Genomic DNA, 17,559 nt, shown 5'->3' with positions numbered 1-17,559 from the left:
TCCGGTTTGTGGCTGTGGGCGGCGAACCAGTCGAGGTTCCAGGCCAGTTGGCCGGAGGGTCAGTCGGCGAGGCCGTAGGACAGGGTCTGGGGGCGGGTGCCCTGGATGGCGGCGTAGCCGGACAGGTCGCGGTGCCGGCGTTCCCGCCCGGCGAGGCGGGAGCGCTCCGCCGGGGTCAGCTCCTCCGGCCCGGCCGGGTCGGCCGGGGCCCGCGGTGCCCGGAGCCCTGCGGCGGCCGGGGCCGGGGGCGCGCGACCCTCGGGGGCTCGGGGCGGCCGGGGCCCGCGGTGCCCGGAGCCCTGCGGCGCCGGATATGAAACGCTTGCGCGTCTCCTCTCACCCCAGGCGGGAATGGATCGCTCCAACTCCGGTAACAGCACTTGAAATATGGGATGTTCTTACGGGACAGTGCTCCAGAAAGCGCTTGCCGAGCGAGGGACGTACCGCTCGGCTCGCGCTTCCCCAATCGCGCCTCACCCGCGTCGCTCCACCCACCGCCTCACCCACCGCGCGCCACCCCGGACAGCGGTCATCGACGTGCGCCGTCGCCGCAGGGGATGTCAGATGGGGCCAAAGGCGGATCTTGGACCGGATCCTCGGGAGGCGCCATGCGCGGAGCCCCGTATTCCCTGCGTGCCAGGCGTGCGCTGTCCGCGCTCTGCGTGTCCGCCGTCGCCCTGCCCCTGACGGCCTGCGGCGGCGGGGACGGCGGCGCCGAGGACGGTGTCGTCCGCTCGTCCTGGGGCGATCCGCCCAATCCGCTGGAGCCGGCCAACATCAACGACGTCCAGGGCGGCAAGGTCCTCGACATGATCTTCCGTGGGCTCAAGCGCTACGACCCCAGGACCGGCGAGGCCAAGAACGCGCTCGCGGACCGGATCGAGAGCTCCGACCAGCGGAACTACACCATCACCCTCAAGAAGGACCGGCGGTTCGCCAACGGGGAGAAGGTCACCGCCGCGTCCTTCGTGAACGCCTGGAACTACGGCGCCCGGATCGACCACAAGCAGCGCAACGCCTACTTCTTCGAGTACATCGAGGGCTACGACAAGGTCCATCCCGCCTCCGGCGGCGCCCCCACCGCCAAGGCCCTCTCCGGGCTGCGGGTCAAGGACGAGCGGACCTTCACCGTCCGGCTCACCCAGAAGTTCTCCACCTGGCCCAAGACGCTGGGCTACAACGCCTATGCGCCGCTGCCCCGGGCGTTCTTCGAGGACCATGCCGCCTGGCTGAGGAAGCCCGTCGGCAACGGCCCGTACCAGGTGCGGTCGTACACCAAGGGCTCGGTGATGAAGCTGCGCGCCTGGGACGGTTACCGCGGCCCGGACAAGGCCCGTAACAAGGGCGTCGATCTGCGCGTCTACACCGACAACAACACCGCCTACACCGATCTCCAGGCGGGCAATCTCGATCTGGTCGACGATGTCCCGGCGCAGCAGCTCAAGTTCGTCCGCTCCGACCTCGGCGACCGCTACATCAACCAGCCCGCCGGGATCATCCAGACCCTCACCTTCCCGATGTACGACCGCGCCTGGAGCGGCCCGGCCAAGGCCAAGGTCCGCCGGGGGATCTCGATGGCGATCAACCGCGCGCAGATCACCGAGCGGATCTTCCACGGCACCCGCACCCCCGCGACCGACTGGACCTCGCCGGTCCTGCGTCGCCAGGGCGGCTATCAGCCGGGGCTGTGCGGGGACGCCTGCCGCTACGACCCGGCCAGGGCGCGCACGCTGATCAAGGCGGGCGGCGGGCTGCCCGGCGGCCGGATGACGATCACGTACAACGCCGACAGCGGCTCCCACAAGGACTGGGTGGACGCGGTCTGCAACAGCGTCAATACCGTGCTGAGAAGCGACCGGGCCTGTGTCGGCAAACCGATCGGCACCTTCGCCGACTACCGCAACAAGATGGCGGGCAAGGAGATGACCGGGCCCTTCCGGGCCGGCTGGCAGATGGACTATCCGCTGATCCAGAACTTTCTGCAGCCCCTGTACTACACCGGCGCCTCCTCCAACGACGGCCACTTCAGCGACACCGGCTTCGACCGGATGGTGAACCAGGCCAACGCCGCCTCCGCGGACGGCCGGGCCATCGCCGACTTCCGGGACGCGGAGAAGGTCCTCGCCGAGCAGATGCCCGCCATTCCGCTGTGGTACCAGAACGGCAGCGCGGGCTATTCGCAGCGGCTCAGCGAGGTGGCGCTCAACCAGTTCAGCGTCCCGGTCTACGCACAGATCAGGGTCGGCTGAGCCATGGGCCGCTATGCGCTGCGCCGACTGCTGCAGATGATCCCGGTGTTCATCGGCTCCACCTTCCTGATCTTCTTCATGGTGTACGCGCTCGGCGATCCGGTCGCCGCGCTCTTCGGCGACAAGGCCCCCGACCCCGCCACCGCCGCCCGGATTCGCCAGGACCTCTCTCTGGACGAGCCGCTGTGGCGTCAGTACGTGCACTACATGGGGCAGGTCTTCAGCGGGCACTTCGGTACGGCCTTCAACGGGCAGCCGGTGACCGAGCTGATGGCGAGCGCGTTCCCCGTCACCCTCCGGCTCACCGTGGTCGCGGTCGTCTTCGAGATGGCGCTGGGCATCACCCTGGGCGTCCTCAGCGGGCTGCGCCGCGGCCGGGGTCTTGACACCTCGGTGCTGCTGCTCACCCTGGTCGTGGTCGCCGTCCCGACCTTCGTCAGCGGCACGGTGCTGCAGTATCTGTTCGGCGTGACCTGGGGCTGGGCCAGACCCTCGGTCTCCCCGGAGGCGCCGCTGAACGAACTGCTGCTGCCCGGGGTGGTGCTGGGGCTGGTGTCGCTCGCGTACACCACCCGCCTCACCCGCACCTCCATCGTGGAGAACGCCCGCGCCGACTACGTCCGTACCGCCGTCGCCAAGGGGCTGCCGCGCCACCGCATCGTCACCCGCCATCTGCTGCGCAACTCGCTGATCCCGGTGGTGACGTTCATCGGCACGGACATCGGCGCGCTCATGGGCGGGGCCATCGTCACCGAGCGGATCTTCAACATCCACGGCGTGGGCTACCAGCTCTACCAGGGCATCCTGCGCCAGAACTCGCCGACCGTCGTCGGCTTCGTGACCATCCTGGTGATCGTCTTCCTGCTCGCCAATCTGCTCGTCGACCTCCTCTACGCCGTGCTCGACCCGAGGATCCGGTATGCCTGAGCCCTTTGACCCGCGCTACGACATGACCGAGGCGATCGCACCGGCCGGCAGCGGCGGCGGTCCCATGGACCTCACCACCTCCGGCCCCCAGACCCTGAAGGGCGGACCACGGCGCGGCCCCTGGCGGCTCCCCCTCCCGTGGCGCAAGGAGCCCGGCCGCCGCTCCGGCGGACCGGCCGCGCCCACCGGCCGGGGGCTGTGGTCGGATGCCTGGCACGATCTGCGCCGCAACCCCGTCTTCATCGTCTCCGCGCTGACCATCCTCTTCCTCGTCCTCATCGCGATCTGGCCGCAGCTGATCGCGAGCGGCAACCCGTACCACGGCGACCTCGCCAGGGCGCAGGACGGCCCGGCCCCCGGCCACCCCTTCGGCTACGACCTCCAGGGCCGCGACGTCTACACCCGCACGGTCTACGGCGCCCGCGCCTCCATCACCGTCGGCATCTGCGCCACCCTCGGCGCGGCCCTGCTGGGCAGCGCGCTGGGCGGGCTCGCCGGGTACTTCGGCGGCTGGTGGGACGCGCTGCTCTCACGGATCGCCGATGTCTTCTTCGGCATCCCGATCCTGCTGGGCGGCCTGGTCTTCCTGTCGGTGGTCACCAGCGGCTCGGTGTGGCCGGTCGTCGGCTTCATCGTGCTGCTGGGCTGGCCGCAGATCTCCCGGATCGCGCGCGGCTCGGTGGTGACCGTCAAGGAGCACGACTACGTCCAGGCGGCGCGGGCGCTGGGCGCCGGCAGCGGCCGGACGCTGCTGCGCCATATCGCGCCCAACGCCGTGGCCCCCGTGATCGTCGTCGCGACCATCGCGCTGGGCACCTACATCTCGCTGGAGGCCACGCTGTCGTTCCTCGGCGTGGGGCTGAAGCCGCCCACCGTCTCCTGGGGGATCGACATCTCCTCCGCCGCCACCCAGATCCGCAACGCGCCGCACATGCTGCTGTGGCCCGCCGGAGCGCTGTCGGTCACGGTGCTCGCGTTCATCATGCTCGGCGACGCGGTGCGCGACGCCCTCGACCCCAGGCTGCGGTAGGTCCGGCGATGACCCGCCTGCTGGAGGTCCGGGACCTCCGCGTCGAATTCCGCACCCGGGACGGGGTCGCCGAGGCCGTCGGCGGGGTGAGCTACGGCCTGGACGCGGGCCGCACCCTCGCCGTACTGGGCGAGTCGGGGTCCGGCAAGTCCGTGACCGCCCAGGCCGTCATGGGCATCCTCGACTCGCCGCCCGGCCGGGTCACCGGCGGCCAAGTGCTGTTCCGGGGACGGGATCTGCTGACGATGGGCGCGCAGGAGCGCCGCCGGATCCGGGGCGCCGCGATGGCGATGATCTTCCAGGACGCGCTCTCCGCCCTCAACTCGGTGATCCCCGTGGGCGCCCAGCTCGCCGAGATGTACGAGGTGCACCGGGGGATGTCCCGCAAGGACGCCCGGCGGCGGGCGATCGAGCTGATGGACCGGGTCCGCATCCCGGCGGCGGGGCAGCGGGCCGGGGACTATCCGCATCAGTTCTCCGGGGGATGCGCCAGCGCATCATGATCGCCATGGCGATGGCGCTGGAGCCGGAGCTGATCATCGCCGACGAGCCGACCACGGCCCTGGACGTCACCGTCCAGGCCCAGGTCATGGACCTGCTCGCGGAGTTGCGCCGGGAGTACGCCATGGGGCTCGTCCTCATCACCCATGACCTGGGCGTGGTCGCGGACGTGGCCGACACCATCGCGGTGATGTACGCGGGCCGGATCGTGGAGACCGCGCCGGTGCGCGACCTCTACCGCCGCCCCGCCCACCCCTACACCCGCGGACTGCTGGACTCCGTGCCGCGCGTGGACCAGCGGGGCCGGCGGCTCTACGCCATCAAGGGCGCGCCGCCCAGCCCCCTCGCCATGCCCCCCGGCTGCCCCTTCCATCCCCGCTGCCCGCGCGCCCAGGACGTCTGCCGCCTGGAGCGGCCGCCGCTGTACGAGGTGGCGGCCGACGCCGGGGCGGACAGCCGGACCAGCGCCTGCCACTTCTGGAAGGAGGAACTGCATGGCTGAGCCCGATGGGCCGGTCCTGGAGGTCCGCGACCTGGCCAAGCTCTATCCCCTGACCCAGGGCGTGGTGGTCAAGCGGCGGATCGGCGCCGTCCGGGCGGTCGACACGGTCTCCTTCGCCCTGCGGCGCGGGGAGACGCTCGGCATCGTCGGCGAGTCCGGCTGCGGCAAGTCCACCGTGGCCAAGCTGCTGGTCGGCCTGGAGCGGCCGACCGCCGGGACGATCCACTACCGGGGCGAGGACATCACCCGGCTCTCGGGCCGCGCGCTGCGGGCCGTCCGCCGCAACATCCAGATGGTCTTCCAGGACCCGTACACCTCGCTCAACCCGCGCATGACGGTGGGCGACATCATCGGGGAGCCCTTCGAGATCCATCCCGAGGCGGCCCCCAAGGGCGACCGGCGGCGGGCGGTCCAGGAGCTGCTGGAGGTGGTGGGGCTCAGCCCGGAGCACCTCAACCGCTATCCCCACCAGTTCTCCGGCGGCCAGCGCCAGCGCATCGGCATCGCCCGGGGCCTGGCGCTACGGCCGGAGGTCATCGTCGCGGACGAGCCGGTCTCGGCGCTGGACGTCTCGGTGCAGGCACAGGTGGTCAATCTGATGGAGCGGCTGCAGGACGAGTTCGGCCTGGCGTACGTCTTCATCGCCCACGATCTGTCGGTGGTCCGGCACATCGCCGACCGGGTCGCCGTGATGTACCTGGGCCGTATCGCCGAAATGGGCACCGGCCCCGAGATCTACGACCACCCCACGCATCCGTACACCCAGGCCCTGCTCTCCGCCGTCCCGGTCCCCGACCCGGAGCCGCGTGGGGCCCGGACCCGCATCCTGCTCCCCGGAGACGTCCCCTCCCCGGCCAACCCGCCCTCCGGCTGCCGCTTCCGCACCCGCTGCTGGAAGGCGCGGGAGCGCTGCGCGGCGGAGGTGCCGGTGCTGGCGGTGCCGACGGGCCTGGCGGGCCCCGCCGCCCACGCCTCGGCCTGCCACTTCGCGGAGGAGCGCGCGGGGGTCAGGGCATGATGTCGAATATGCTCGCGCCGGACCCGCGCCCCACCCCGCCGCCCTGCCCTGGTGGCTCCCGGTGCACCGGGTGGACACGCAGCTGGACTTGGGGCGCGAACGCCTGGACTGCGGCGGTGAGCCGGGCCTGATCGACCTTCCGGAGGACGATGCGCCGACTGTTCCTGACGACCTCGTACTCGAGGTGCGGTGCGAAACCCGCGGCGAACTGCGGGGTGAGCTTCCGGTTCGGGCCGGGAGGCGCAGGAACGCCCGGCCGCAGCTTCAGACCTATGTACCGTACCGGCTTCTCGCTGGGGGTTTGCGTGGCCCACACCACGACGGCTTCGATGTCCCGCCACGGCACGACGGCGAGGAACCGGTGGTATCGCAATACTGCGCCGCCCAGGGTGACGCCGGACTCATCGGCCCGGAAGGCCACCAGCCGCTTCCACCCGGCGCCGGAGAAGAGCTGGAAAGGGGTGCGGGTGTAGTACTCCTGATAGACCGGTGAGTGAGGGGGAGTCATGCCACGACCCTACGAGGCGCGGCGCGGCGCCGTCTCGCGCCTTCGGCGCAATTGAGCATGGGTCGGGGGGTGGGGGGCGGGGCGCCGTCGCCGGGCACCGACCGCCGGGGGTGGGCGCCGGTGGCGGCGCCCGTGCTCGGGGGCCGAGACCGTTGCCGGACTGCCGGATCGCCTCCGGATTGCCGGGGGGGTGGGGTACCCCTCTGGAAAACGTTTGACAAATTAGTTGCGCGAGATCAAACACTTTCGGGAGGGGTGCCGGGAGGGGCGCGGCTCACCCTTCGAGGCGGTCGAATCTCCCCGCCTTCGCTGCCCGCAGGAACGCGCGGAGCGCGGCAGGGGTCATGGCTATGACGGCCTCCGGATCGTCGCTCTCGCGGAGGTGAGGGGTGCCGACGGAGTCGGCGGCGAGTTCGACGCACGTATCGGAATGACCTTCGCTGAAGCTCGACTTGCGCCACCTGAGGTGAGACATCAGCGCCCTCCTAGAGCAGGGGATACAGGAGTCGCTGGATGAGGCCCAACGAGTCCTTGGCGTCATGCGCCTCCGGTGAAACCGTTGCGTCCACGGGAGGCAACGCCACTTCGCACACCTTAGCGAAGGCGTCGCCGTACCGAACGAGATCACTACGGTCACCCAGGTAGAGCGACTTCTCCACGTGTCCCACGACCACTGTGCTCAGTTCCCATACCTCGGGCTGGATCAGCGTGAAGGACGTGCCGAACGCCACCGGCCCGTCGAACGGCATGACCTGCAGGGTGACGTTCGGCAGACGCGACAGCTCGATCAGTCGCAGCAACTGACCCCGCATGAGGCGAGGGCTGCCCAACGTCGCACGAAGGGCCGCTTCGTGGACGACCGCGTGGAGCCGGGGAGCGTACTCGCCGAGCAGTACCTGCTGGCGCTTCAGCCGGAATTCGATGGCCAGGTCATCCTCTTGCCGGGACGTGCGGACGTATCCGGCACGGTGGATGGCCGTCGCGTACTCGGGAGTCTGTAGCAACCCGGGCACGAACATGGGCTCGTAGCAGTGGAGCGCACGGGCACCAGCCTCCAACTCGGCGACGTCCAGCAGTGACGGCCGCGCCCGCTCCCGGTACTCCGTCCACCACCCCTTGCCCGATGCCTGCCCCATCTCGACCAGGGCGTCAACGTAGGTCGAGTCTTCACTACCACCGGCCGCCGCGAGGGAGCGCAACCGCTCCGGTGACAGACCCGTCCGGCCGGACTCGACGTTACTGATGTGCGACTGGCGCATCCCCATGACCGCCGCGCTCTCCCCCACGGTCAGGCCCGCAGTCTCGCGCAACTTGCGCACCTCCGAGCCGAACCGGCGCTGACGATACGTGGGATTTGCCCTCAGCCCCATACGCCCCTCCTCGACATCGCTCAGCAGTATGCCCCAGCCAACGAGGTTGTGGATTCACAACCCCATTGGCTACCTTACGTATGGCGCCAGTCACAGTAGGCACTCAACCGGAGGCTGCCCCATGCGCATGCCCGAAGAGCCCTGGTCCTACGGCTTGTTCATCCCCCACGACCCACGCGCCGTGGCCGTCGTACGGGCCACCATCCGCCACGTCCTCAAGGCGGCGCGGCTCGACTGCATCATCGACAGGGCCGAACTGCTCGTGTCGGAGCTGGTCACCAACGCGTACCGGAACACCACCACCGATGCGTACGTCAGCATGGACTGGGAGCCGATGCCGCCCGACTTCCGGGTCACCGTATGGGACTCCGGCTGCGGGCTGCCGCAACCGGTGACGGCGAACGCCGAGGACGAGAGCGGGCGCGGGCTCACGCTCGTCGAGTCGTGCTCCGACACCTGGGGCGTGCACGACTACACCGACAAGGACGCGGGCGTCACCGGCAAGGCCGTATGGTTCACGCTGAACCCGCCCACCGTACTCCCCCACCAGCCTGGATGACCGTTGACCGAAGCCGAAGCGTTGCGGGCGTACCGGCGGGACGTGTTCGTCGCGCTACGGCGTGATCCCGAACGGGCCCGACGACTCCATGAGTTGGATGCGTCCGTCGCCGACCCACCCAGCATCGAGGACGCCCGGCGGGCCTCTGCCGAGATCGGGAGACTGTTGGACGCGGCCTGCCGCGAGGTGGACAGGGGGGCCTGAACGACGACGAGGGCCGCCCGGGACGTGGATCACGTGCCGGGCGGCCCTCGTCGTTCAACAGCGGGCCCGCGCGGAAGCGCTAGGCGTGGACCACGTCCTTCTCCTCCGCGAAGTGGCACGCCGACTCGTGTGCCGCGGGCGAGTCCGATCCGGCGAAGCGCTCCGGGATGGCCAGGAGCGGGATCTCCTTGGCGCACTTGTCCTCGGCCTTCCAGCAGCGGGTGCGGAAGCGGCAGCCGGAGGGCGGGTTGGCCGGGGAGGGGACGTCGCCGGTGAGGATGATGCGTTCGCGGCCCTCGCGCGACTCCGGGTCCGGGACCGGGACGGCCGACAGCAGCGCCTGGGTGTAGGGGTGCGTCGGGTGGTCGTAGATCTCGGTGTCGGAGCCGATCTCGGCCATCTTGCCCAGGTACATCACGCCGACGCGGTCGGAGATGTGCCGGACGATGGACAGGTCGTGGGCGATGAAGATGTAGGACAGGTTGAACTCGTCCTGCAGACCCTCCATCAGGTTGATGACCTGTGCCTGGACGGAGACGTCGAGCGCGGAGACCGGCTCGTCGCAGATGATGATCTCCGGGTTGAGGGCGAGCCCCCGCGCGATGCCGATGCGCTGGCGCTGGCCGCCGGAGAACTGGTGGGGGTAGCGGTTGATGTACTCGGGGTTGAGGCCCACGACGTCCAGGAGTTCCTGGACCTTGCGGCGCCGGTCGCCCTTGGGAGCCACCTCGGGGTGGATCTCGAAGGGCTCCCCGATGATGTCGCCCACCGTCATACGCGGGTTGAGCGAGGTGTACGGGTCCTGGAACACCATCTGGATGTTGCGGCGGACGGCCCGCAGCGCGCGGCCCGACAGCCGGGTGATGTCCTGGCCCTTGTAGAAGACCTCGCCCGCGGTGGCGGTCTCCAGGGTCATCAGCAGCTTGGCGACCGTGGACTTGCCACAGCCGGACTCGCCGACGATGCCGAGGGTCTCGCCCTGGTAGAGGTCGAAGGAGATGCCGTCGACCGCCTTGACCGCGCCGATCTGCCGCTTGAAGAGGATGCCCTGGGTCAGCGGGAAGTGCTTGACCAGATTGCGCACCTGGAGGATCGGCTCGCCGCGGTCGACCTTGGCCTCGATGGCCGCGACCGCCTCGTCCTCGGTGGCGGCGTCGACCGTCTCCACCTCCGTGACGTTGGGGGTGGCGTCCACGGCGGGGTCCATGGCCGCCTCGTTCTTCTCGGTGTCAGCCATGGAGGGTCTCCTTCCAGAAGTGGCACGCGCTGCCGCGGCCCGGCAGCTCCGTGCCGTCCTGCTCGGTGACCGGCACCAGCGCGGGGACGTCCGTACGGCAGATGTCCTCCGCCTTGGGGCAGCGCGGGTTGAAGGCGCAGCCCGAGGGGATCTTGAGCAGATTGGGCGGCAGCCCCTTGATCGCGTAGAGCTCCTGCCCCTTGCGGTCCAGGCGCGGGATGGAGTCCAGCAGGCCCCGGGTGTAGGGGTGGGCCGGGCGCTTGTAGAGCTCGTGCACGGGGGCGGTCTCGACGATTCGGCCCGCGTACATCACGGCGATCTTGTCGGCGACGTCCGCGACCACGCCCAGGTCATGGGTGATCAGGATCAGACCCATGTTGTACTCACGCTGAAGCTCCGCGAGCAGGTCCATCACCTGGGCCTGGACGGTGACGTCGAGGGCCGTGGTCGGCTCGTCGGCGATGATCAGGTCCGGCTCCAGCGCGAGCGCCATGGCGATCATGATGCGCTGGCGCATACCGCCGGAGAACTGGTGCGGGTAGTCGCTCACCCGCTCCTTGGCCGCCGGGATGCGGACCCGGTCCATCAGCTCGATGGCCTTGGCCTTGGCCTCCTTCTTGGACAGGCCCTGGTGGACCCGGAACATCTCGCCGAGCTGATAGCCGACGGAGAGCACCGGGTTCAGCGAGGAGAGCGCGTCCTGGAAGATCATGGCGATCCTCCGGCCGCGGATCTTCCGGCGATCCTCCCCCGACATGGTGAGCATGTCCTCGCCGCGGAAGAGGATCTGGCCCTGCGGGATCTTCCCGGGCGGCATGTCGAGGATGCCCATGATCGCCTGGGCGGTCACCGACTTGCCGGAGCCGGACTCGCCGAGGACGGCGAGCGTCTCACCGGCGTCGACGCTGTAGTTCACGCCGTTGACGGCCTTGGCGACACCGTCCCGGGTGTGGAACTCCACATGCAGATCGCGGACTTCCAGCAGGGGGGTGCCATCGTCGCCGGCACCCTCGCGGACGGCGTCGTCCGCGGTCTTCTCGATGGTGGTCACGTACGCCCTCCTCAGCGCAGCTTGGGGTCGAGGGCGTCGCGCACCGCGTCGCCGAGCGTGATGAATGCGAAGACCGTGAGGCTCAGCATTCCGGCCGGGAACAGCATCACATGCGGGTTGTCCCGGATGGCGTCCTTGGCCGACGAGATGTCGATGCCCCACGAGATCGTCGGGTCGGCGAGGCCGAGACCCAGGTACGACAGCGTGGCCTCGGCGGAGATATAGGCACCGAGCGAGATCGTCGCGACCACGATGGTGGGCGCGAGCGCGTTGGGCAGGACGTGCCGGAACAGGATCCGGTTGGTGCCCGCGCCGAGGGCGCGCGCCGCGGTGACGTAGTCCGCCTGCTTGGCCGTGATCACCGAGCTGCGCATCACCCGGGCGATGGTGGTCCAGCCCAGGAAGGCCAGCGCCGCGATCACCACGTACACCTTGCGCTCGGTGAACGCGTTCAGCACGACCATCGAGCCGAGCAGGAACGGCAGACCGAAGAAGATGTCGACGATGCGGGAGACGATCGAGTCGATCCAGCCGCCGAAGTACCCGGCCAGCATGCCCAGCAGACCGCCGAAGAGGGTGACCACGACCGTCACCCCGACGCCGACCATGATGGAGGCGCGGGTGCCGTAGATGACCCGGGCGTAGATGGAGCGGCCCTGCCCGTCGTAGCCGAACCAGTCGGCCTGGAAGAAGTGCGTCAGCTCCGGCTTGGTCAGGAAGTGGTTGGTCAGGTCGCCGTCCTTGGGGTCGGCGCCGCTGAACAGACCGGGGAACATCGCGATGCTGAGCAGCAGCACCAGCAGCACCGCCGAGACCCAGAACAGCGGCCGGTGGCGCAGCTCGAACCAGGCGTCGCCCCACAGCGAGCGCGGCTTGCCCTGGGAGACGGGGCCGGCGGCGGGGGCGGTGTCCACCTCGGTCGGCGGGGCCACGGCGTCGACCGCCGTGTCGACCGCCGTACCGGACTGGGATTTGGTCATGTCAGGCATACCGGATCCTCGGGTCCAGGACCGCGTACAGCAGGTCGACGACTAGGTTGATCAGCAGGATGACGAGGACGAAGACGGTCACGACCCCGACGATCGTGGAGCCCTCCCGCCGTCCGAGCGCGTTGAACAGCAGATTGCCGACACCCTGGACGTTGAAGATGCCCTCGGTGACCACCGCGCCGCCGACCAGCGCGCCGACATCGGTGCCGAGGAAGGTGATCACGGGGATCAGCGAGTTGCGCAGCAGGTGGACGCCGATGATGCGGCGGCGCGGCAGGCCCTTGGCGAGCGCGGTGCGCATATAGTCGGCGCGCAGGTTCTCGGCGAACGTGGTCCGGGTCAGCCGGGCCACATACGCCATGGAGAGCATCGCGAGGACGAAGCCGGGCAGCAGTAGCTGCTCCACGTCCATCGAGTTCTGCACGTTCGGTGGCAGCCAGCCGAGCTCGTCGGCGAAGATGAACCGGGCCAGATAGCCGAGCACGAAGACCGGCATCGAGATGACGATCAGAGTGAAGATCAGGACGCCGGTGTCCACGGCGCGGCCGGCCTTGAGACCGGCCCAGGCACCGAGCCCGATGCCGACGATGATCTCGATGGTGAGGGCCACCGCCGCGAGGCGGAGGGTCACCGGGAAGGCCATCCCCATCTCCTCGGAGACCGGGCGACCGCCGAAGGTCTTGCCGAAGTCTCCCTGGAAGAGGTTGACCATGTAGTCGATGTACTGCCTCCACAGAGGCTGGTCCAGCCCGAACTCATGGCGCAGCGACGCGACCTGCGCGGGGTCCGCGGCCTTGTCTCCCCACATCGCCCGGATAGGGTCACCGGGCAGTACGTGGACCATGAGGAAAATAATCAGAGTAGTCCCGATGAACACCGGGATCATCTGGAGCAGTCGCCTGGCGACATAGCGCCCCATCATGCCTCCATGCCGTTGGGGGGCGGCGGAGGCCACGTCTCGTCTGCGCCACGCGGGTGGGGGGATGAGCTGCGGGCCTCACGCCTGCGGGCCGGTGCCGCCGCTCCCCGGTGGGAGGAGCGGCGGCACCGGCCGGCGGTCCCGATGATTACTTCTTCTTCACCTGAACGTCGGTGAAGATGGGGTCACCGTCCTGGCCGTAGGGGATCTTCCCCAGGACCTTGTTGGACTGGCCGCTGTTGACCTTGTAGAACCACAGCGGGATCGCCGGCATGTCCTTGGCGAGAACCTGCTCCGCCTGCTGGTAGAGCTTGACGGTCTCGTCCAGGGTGGCGGCCTTGTCGGCCTTGTTGGCGAGCTCGTCGAACTCCTTGTTGGCGTAGCCGCTGGTGTTACCGGCCGCCTTGGAGCCGTACAGGTCCCTCATGAAGTTCGAGTTGACCGGGTAGTCGAGCACCCAGCCACCGCGGTACATCGACTTGACCTGGTGCTTGTCACGCGCGTTCAGGTCGGCCTGGAAGTCGGGCTTGGAGTCGCCGACGCAGTCGACGCCGGTGGCCTTGCGGATGCTGTTGCAGACCGCGTCCACCCAGGGCTTGTGGTCCTGGTCGGCGTTGAACTGGATCGAGATCTTGTTGCCCGGGACACCGCCACCCTCCTTGATGAGGGCCTTGGCCTTGGCCGGGTCGTAGGAGACCTGCTCCTTGAGCGCACCGGCCTTGTAGCCGATCACGCCGCGGGCGACGAAGCTGTCGGCCGGGGTGCGGGAGCCGTGCAGCACGGTCTTGGTGATCGTGTCACGGTCGATCGCCATAGACAGACCCTGGATGACCTTGGGGTCGATGTCCTTGAACTGGCTGGTGTAGAAGGCCGGGACGATCGACTGGACCGCCGAGTACTCCTCGTCGATCGCGCGCTTGCCGAGGTCCGACTTGTAGTTGGTCAGCGCGGTGGTCGGGACCTGCTCGATCCAGTCGAGGTTGTTCGAGCGAATGTCCGAGTAGGCGGCGTCGGCGGTGGTGTAGTTCTTGAAGTCGATGCCGCCGTTCTTGGCCTTGTTCGGGCCCTGGTAGCCGTCGAACTTCCGGACCTTGATCATCTTCTTGTGGTCCCAGGAGACGAACTTGTAGGGACCGTTGCCGACCGGCTTCTCACCGAAGCCCTTGGGGTCCTTGAAGAACCCGGTGGGCAGCGGGGTCCACACGTCGTAGCCCAGCTTGTAGGCGAAGTACGAGACCGAGCTGTTGAGCTCGATCTTGAACTCGTTGTCGTTGACGACCTTGAGGCCGGACATCTTGTCGGCCTTGGGCTTGCCCTTCTCCGGGTGGACGTCCTCGTAGCCCTTGATGTCCTGGAACCAACTGGAGTTGGTCTGGTTGTTCGACACGTTGGCCGACCAGTTCCACGAGTCCACGTAGGACTTTGCGGTCACGGTCTCGCCGTTGTGGAACTTCCAGCCCGGCTTGAGCTTGACGGTCCAGACGGAGGAGTCCTTGTTGGGGGTGACCGACTCCGCGTTGACGTACACCAGCTTGCCGGTGCCCGGCTCGTAGTCCACCAGACCGGCGAAGATCGTCCGCAGCACGCGGCTGCCCTGGCTCTCCTTCGCGTTCGCCGGCTGCAGCGGGTTCTGCGGCTCGCTCAGCTGGGCGGTGAGTATCCCGTTCGGGTCCGCCGTCCCCTTGTTCATATCGTTGCTGCCGCTGTCGCTGTCGTTACCACCGCAGGCGGTCGCGGCCAGCGCCACGACCGCTGCCAACGCGACCCACTTGGCGCTCTTGGCACCGCGCATGGGTTTGCCTCCTCAGGAGTCCACTGTCACTACGAGAGGGGGCGCCCGGAGACACGCTGACACCCCTGACAGCGAAAGGGACCGGAACCCCCCAGATGCGCTCGTAGGTCCGCGCTCCCCACAGCGTGTGACCCATTGACCCGAGCTCAATGGACCCCATGATTGAGCACGCCCGGCCCTTAAACCACACCTTATGGGTCTCGCTTTGGTCACAGCATCTACGCGCGGAGCTTCGAAATCCGGACAAAACTGCCCCAGACAGACACACGCGAAACGGACTGTTAACACATCATGCGGAGCCCGGGATCCGATACTCGGACGCTCGGATCCGGATAACCGCTTGACTGGCACCTTCCTGACATGACAACAGCCCGGACCCCCACTGTGGAAGCGGGGGATCCGGGCCGTGTGCAGCTCACTGACGCACAGGGGGGCGCCTACGCTCCGTGAGCGGCTCCGGAGTGCGCATCGGCGCCCCGAGCGGGCCCCGGCTCCCGGGCGTGAGCGTCAGCGCTTGGCGCGGGCCGCGCTGCGGGCGCGCTCCTTCTGGTCCAGCACCACCTTGCGGATCCGGACCGTCTCCGGCGTCACCTCGACGCACTCGTCGTCGCGGCAGAACTCCAGGGACTGCTCGAGCGAGAGCAGCCGCGGCGGGACCAGGGACTCGGTCACATCCGCGGTGGAGGACCGCATGTTGGTGAGCTTCTTCTCCTTGGTGATGTTGACGTCCATGTCGTCGGAGCGGGAGTTCTCACCGACGATCATGCCCTCGTACACCTCGGTGCCAGGCGAGGTGAACAGCACGCCGCGCTCCTGGAGGTTGGTCATCGCGAAGGCGGTCACCGCGCCGGAACGGTCGGCCACCAGCGACCCGTTGTTACGGGTCTTCAGCTCGCCGAACCACGGCTCGTGGCCCTCGTGGATGGAGTGCGCGATACCGGTGCCGCGGGTCGCGGTCAGGAACTCGGTACGGAAGCCGATCAGACCGCGGGAGGGGACGATGAACTCCATGCGGACCCAGCCGGAGCCGTGGTTGGACATGTTGTCCATCCGGCCCTTGCGGGTGCCCATGAGCTGGGTGACCGCGCCCATGTGCTCCTCGGGCACATCGATGGTGATGCGCTCGATCGGCTCGTGGAGCTTGCCCTCGATCTCCCGGGTGACCACCTGCGGCTTGCCGACGGTCAGCTCGAAGCCCTCCCGGCGCATGGTCTCCACCAGGATCGCCAGCGCCAGCTCGCCCCGGCCCTGCACCTCCCAGGCGTCCGGGCGGTCGGTGGGCAGCACGCGCAGCGAGACGTTACCGATCAGCTCGCGCTCGAGCCGGTCCTTGACCAGCCGCGCGGTGACCTTGCGGTCCTTCACGGCCGACTTGTCGGCGCCCTTGCCGCCGGGGCCGCGGCCGACCAGCGGGGAGGTGTTGGTGCCGATGGTCATCGAGATCGCGGGCTCGTCGACGGTGATCAGCGGCAGTGCGATCGGGTTCTCCGGGTCGGCCAGGGTCTCGCCGATCATGATGTCCGGGATGCCCGCGACCGCGCAGATGTCACCGGGGCCGGCCACCTCGGCGGGCTTGCGGGTGAGCGCCTCGGTCATCATCAGTTCGGTGATCCGGACGTTGGAGATGGTGCCGTCGCGCTTGATCCACGCGACCGTCTGCCCCTTCTTCAGCTCGCCCTGCTCGACCCGGAGCAGCGCGATCCGGCCGAGGAAGTTGTCCGCGTCCAGGTTGGTGACATGGGCCTGCAGCGGCGCGGCGGCGTCGTACTCCGGCGCCGGGACGGTCTCCAGCAGGGCGGAGAAGAACGGCTGGAGGCTGTCGCTGTCGGCCGGGACGGTGCCGTCCTCCGGCTTGGTCAGCGAGGCCACACCGTCACGGGCGCAGGCGTAGACGATCGGGAACTCGATCTGCTCCTCGGTCGCGTCCAGGTCCAGGAAGAGGTCGTACGCCTCGTTGACGACCTCGTCGATCCGGGAGTCCGGGCGGTCCGTCTTGTTGATGCACAGGATCACCGGCAGCTTGGCCTGGAGCGCCTTGCGCAGCACGAAGCGGGTCTGCGGCAGCGGCCCCTCGGAGGCGTCCACCAGCAGGACCACGGCGTCGACCATGGACAGGCCGCGCTCGACCTCACCGCCGAAGTCGGCGTGGCCGGGGGTGTCGATGATGTTGATGGTGACGGGGTCGCCGCCGTCCGCCGGGTGGTACTTCACGGCGGTGTTCTTCGCGAGAATGGTGATGCCCTTCTCGCGCTCCAGGTCGTTGGAGTCCATGACCCGGTCGTCCACCTGCTGGTGGGCGGCGAACGCACCCGCCTGCTTGAGCATGGCGTCGACGAGGGTCGTCTTGCCGTGGTCGACGTGGGCGACGATGGCGACGTTACGAATGTCGTGGCGCGTGGGCATAGAAGCGCGCTTCTCCCGGTTTCGTGGGTGGCGGCGCGCTCCTTGTGCGACGCGCCTTCCGCCGGGCTGATCACGCCTCGGCCTCACCCCCATGGTACGGGGACGGCGCGGAGACGGATGCCGCAGCCCGTTCCCGCCGGGTCTTTCCCCTCCCCGCCCCTTCCCGTTACCAGGGGCTTCGCCCCTGGATCCCCGCCGGGCCCCGCCCCGGACCCCGCTCCTCGAACGCCGGAGGGGCTGGGTCGGAAGGGGCGGGGAGGGGGAGAGCCCGCCGCAGGCGTCACGATCCGTCGGCCACCC

General features: G+C 69.0%; 14 protein-coding genes and 1 pseudogene. 6 read left to right on the top strand and 9 right to left on the bottom strand.

What is annotated here, in order from left to right; genetic code table 11:
• Window positions 1-608 precede the first annotated feature (608 nt).
• The 5 genes and pseudogenes from BLV72_RS22460 (at window position 609) to BLV72_RS22440 (ending at window position 6,227) form a co-directional block, all read left to right on the top strand.
• Window positions 609-2,249 (top strand): peptide ABC transporter substrate-binding protein, encoded by a 1,641-nt coding sequence (locus BLV72_RS22460; protein ID WP_093464429.1) that lies wholly within the window; start codon window positions 609-611, stop codon window positions 2,247-2,249.
• 3 nt (window positions 2,250-2,252) lie between these two features.
• On the top strand, window positions 2,253-3,176 hold the full coding sequence (locus tag BLV72_RS22455; protein WP_093464428.1) for an ABC transporter permease: 924 nt from the start codon (window positions 2,253-2,255) through the stop codon (window positions 3,174-3,176).
• Window positions 3,169-4,206, top strand: coding sequence for an ABC transporter permease (locus BLV72_RS22450; protein ID WP_093464426.1), 1,038 nt, complete (start codon window positions 3,169-3,171; stop codon window positions 4,204-4,206). Before BLV72_RS22455 ends, BLV72_RS22450 begins: the two co-directional genes overlap by 8 nt.
• A gap of 8 nt (window positions 4,207-4,214) precedes the next feature.
• Window positions 4,215-5,209 (top strand): annotated as a pseudogene (locus tag BLV72_RS22445) (ABC transporter ATP-binding protein).
• Window positions 5,202-6,227, top strand: coding sequence for an ABC transporter ATP-binding protein (locus BLV72_RS22440; RefSeq protein ID WP_093464425.1), 1,026 nt, complete (start codon window positions 5,202-5,204; stop codon window positions 6,225-6,227). Before BLV72_RS22445 ends, BLV72_RS22440 begins: the two are co-directional and overlap by 8 nt.
• Here BLV72_RS22440 and BLV72_RS22435 read toward each other — a convergent pair.
• From BLV72_RS22435 to BLV72_RS22425, 3 genes are all read right to left on the bottom strand, one after another.
• Complete coding sequence (locus tag BLV72_RS22435; RefSeq protein WP_208905700.1) at window positions 6,217-6,735, bottom strand: hypothetical protein; 519 nt, start codon at window positions 6,733-6,735, stop codon at window positions 6,217-6,219. The genes BLV72_RS22440 and BLV72_RS22435 overlap by 11 nt on opposite strands.
• Before the next feature lie 274 nt (window positions 6,736-7,009).
• Window positions 7,010-7,210 (bottom strand): DUF397 domain-containing protein, encoded by a 201-nt coding sequence (locus tag BLV72_RS22430; RefSeq protein ID WP_093464424.1) that lies wholly within the window; start codon window positions 7,208-7,210, stop codon window positions 7,010-7,012.
• A 10-nt stretch (window positions 7,211-7,220) separates the two neighbouring features.
• Window positions 7,221-8,105, bottom strand: coding sequence for a helix-turn-helix domain-containing protein (locus BLV72_RS22425; RefSeq protein WP_093464422.1), 885 nt, complete (start codon window positions 8,103-8,105; stop codon window positions 7,221-7,223).
• Between the two features lie 121 nt (window positions 8,106-8,226).
• Between BLV72_RS22425 and BLV72_RS22420 the strand changes: the two genes are divergently transcribed.
• Window positions 8,227-8,664 (top strand): ATP-binding protein, encoded by a 438-nt coding sequence (locus tag BLV72_RS22420; RefSeq protein ID WP_093464421.1) that lies wholly within the window; start codon window positions 8,227-8,229, stop codon window positions 8,662-8,664.
• Window positions 8,665-8,947: 283 nt separating this feature from the next.
• Here the strand turns inward: BLV72_RS22420 and BLV72_RS22410 are convergent, their stop codons facing one another.
• From BLV72_RS22410 to typA, 6 genes are all read right to left on the bottom strand, one after another.
• Window positions 8,948-10,105 carry an ABC transporter ATP-binding protein gene (locus BLV72_RS22410; protein ID WP_093464418.1) on the bottom strand — a complete coding sequence of 386 codons (1,158 nt, stop codon included), beginning with the start codon at window positions 10,103-10,105 and terminating at the stop codon, window positions 8,948-8,950.
• Complete coding sequence (locus BLV72_RS22405) at window positions 10,098-11,156, bottom strand: ABC transporter ATP-binding protein (protein ID WP_093464416.1); 1,059 nt, start codon at window positions 11,154-11,156, stop codon at window positions 10,098-10,100. Before BLV72_RS22405 ends, BLV72_RS22410 begins: the two co-directional genes overlap by 8 nt.
• Before the next feature lie 11 nt (window positions 11,157-11,167).
• Complete coding sequence (locus BLV72_RS22400; RefSeq protein WP_093464415.1) at window positions 11,168-12,145, bottom strand: ABC transporter permease; 978 nt, start codon at window positions 12,143-12,145, stop codon at window positions 11,168-11,170.
• The gene (locus BLV72_RS22395) at window positions 12,138-13,064 is read right to left on the bottom strand and encodes an ABC transporter permease (RefSeq protein WP_059145286.1); all 927 of its coding nucleotides are present in this window, start codon (window positions 13,062-13,064) and stop codon (window positions 12,138-12,140) included. The genes BLV72_RS22400 and BLV72_RS22395 overlap by 8 nt, the downstream gene beginning before the upstream one ends.
• A gap of 148 nt (window positions 13,065-13,212) precedes the next feature.
• Window positions 13,213-14,856 carry a peptide ABC transporter substrate-binding protein gene (locus BLV72_RS22390; RefSeq protein ID WP_093464413.1) on the bottom strand — a complete coding sequence of 548 codons (1,644 nt, stop codon included), beginning with the start codon at window positions 14,854-14,856 and terminating at the stop codon, window positions 13,213-13,215.
• A 507-nt stretch (window positions 14,857-15,363) separates the two neighbouring features.
• Window positions 15,364-17,259 (bottom strand): translational GTPase TypA, encoded by a 1,896-nt coding sequence (typA, locus tag BLV72_RS22385; RefSeq protein ID WP_059145288.1) that lies wholly within the window; start codon window positions 17,257-17,259, stop codon window positions 15,364-15,366.
• Window positions 17,260-17,559 lie beyond the last annotated feature (300 nt).

Source organism: Streptomyces melanosporofaciens, from assembly GCF_900105695.1.
GTDB classification, from domain to species: domain Bacteria; phylum Actinomycetota; class Actinomycetes; order Streptomycetales; family Streptomycetaceae; genus Streptomyces; species Streptomyces antimycoticus.
This window is presented reverse-complemented; position numbering and strand designations above follow the sequence as displayed.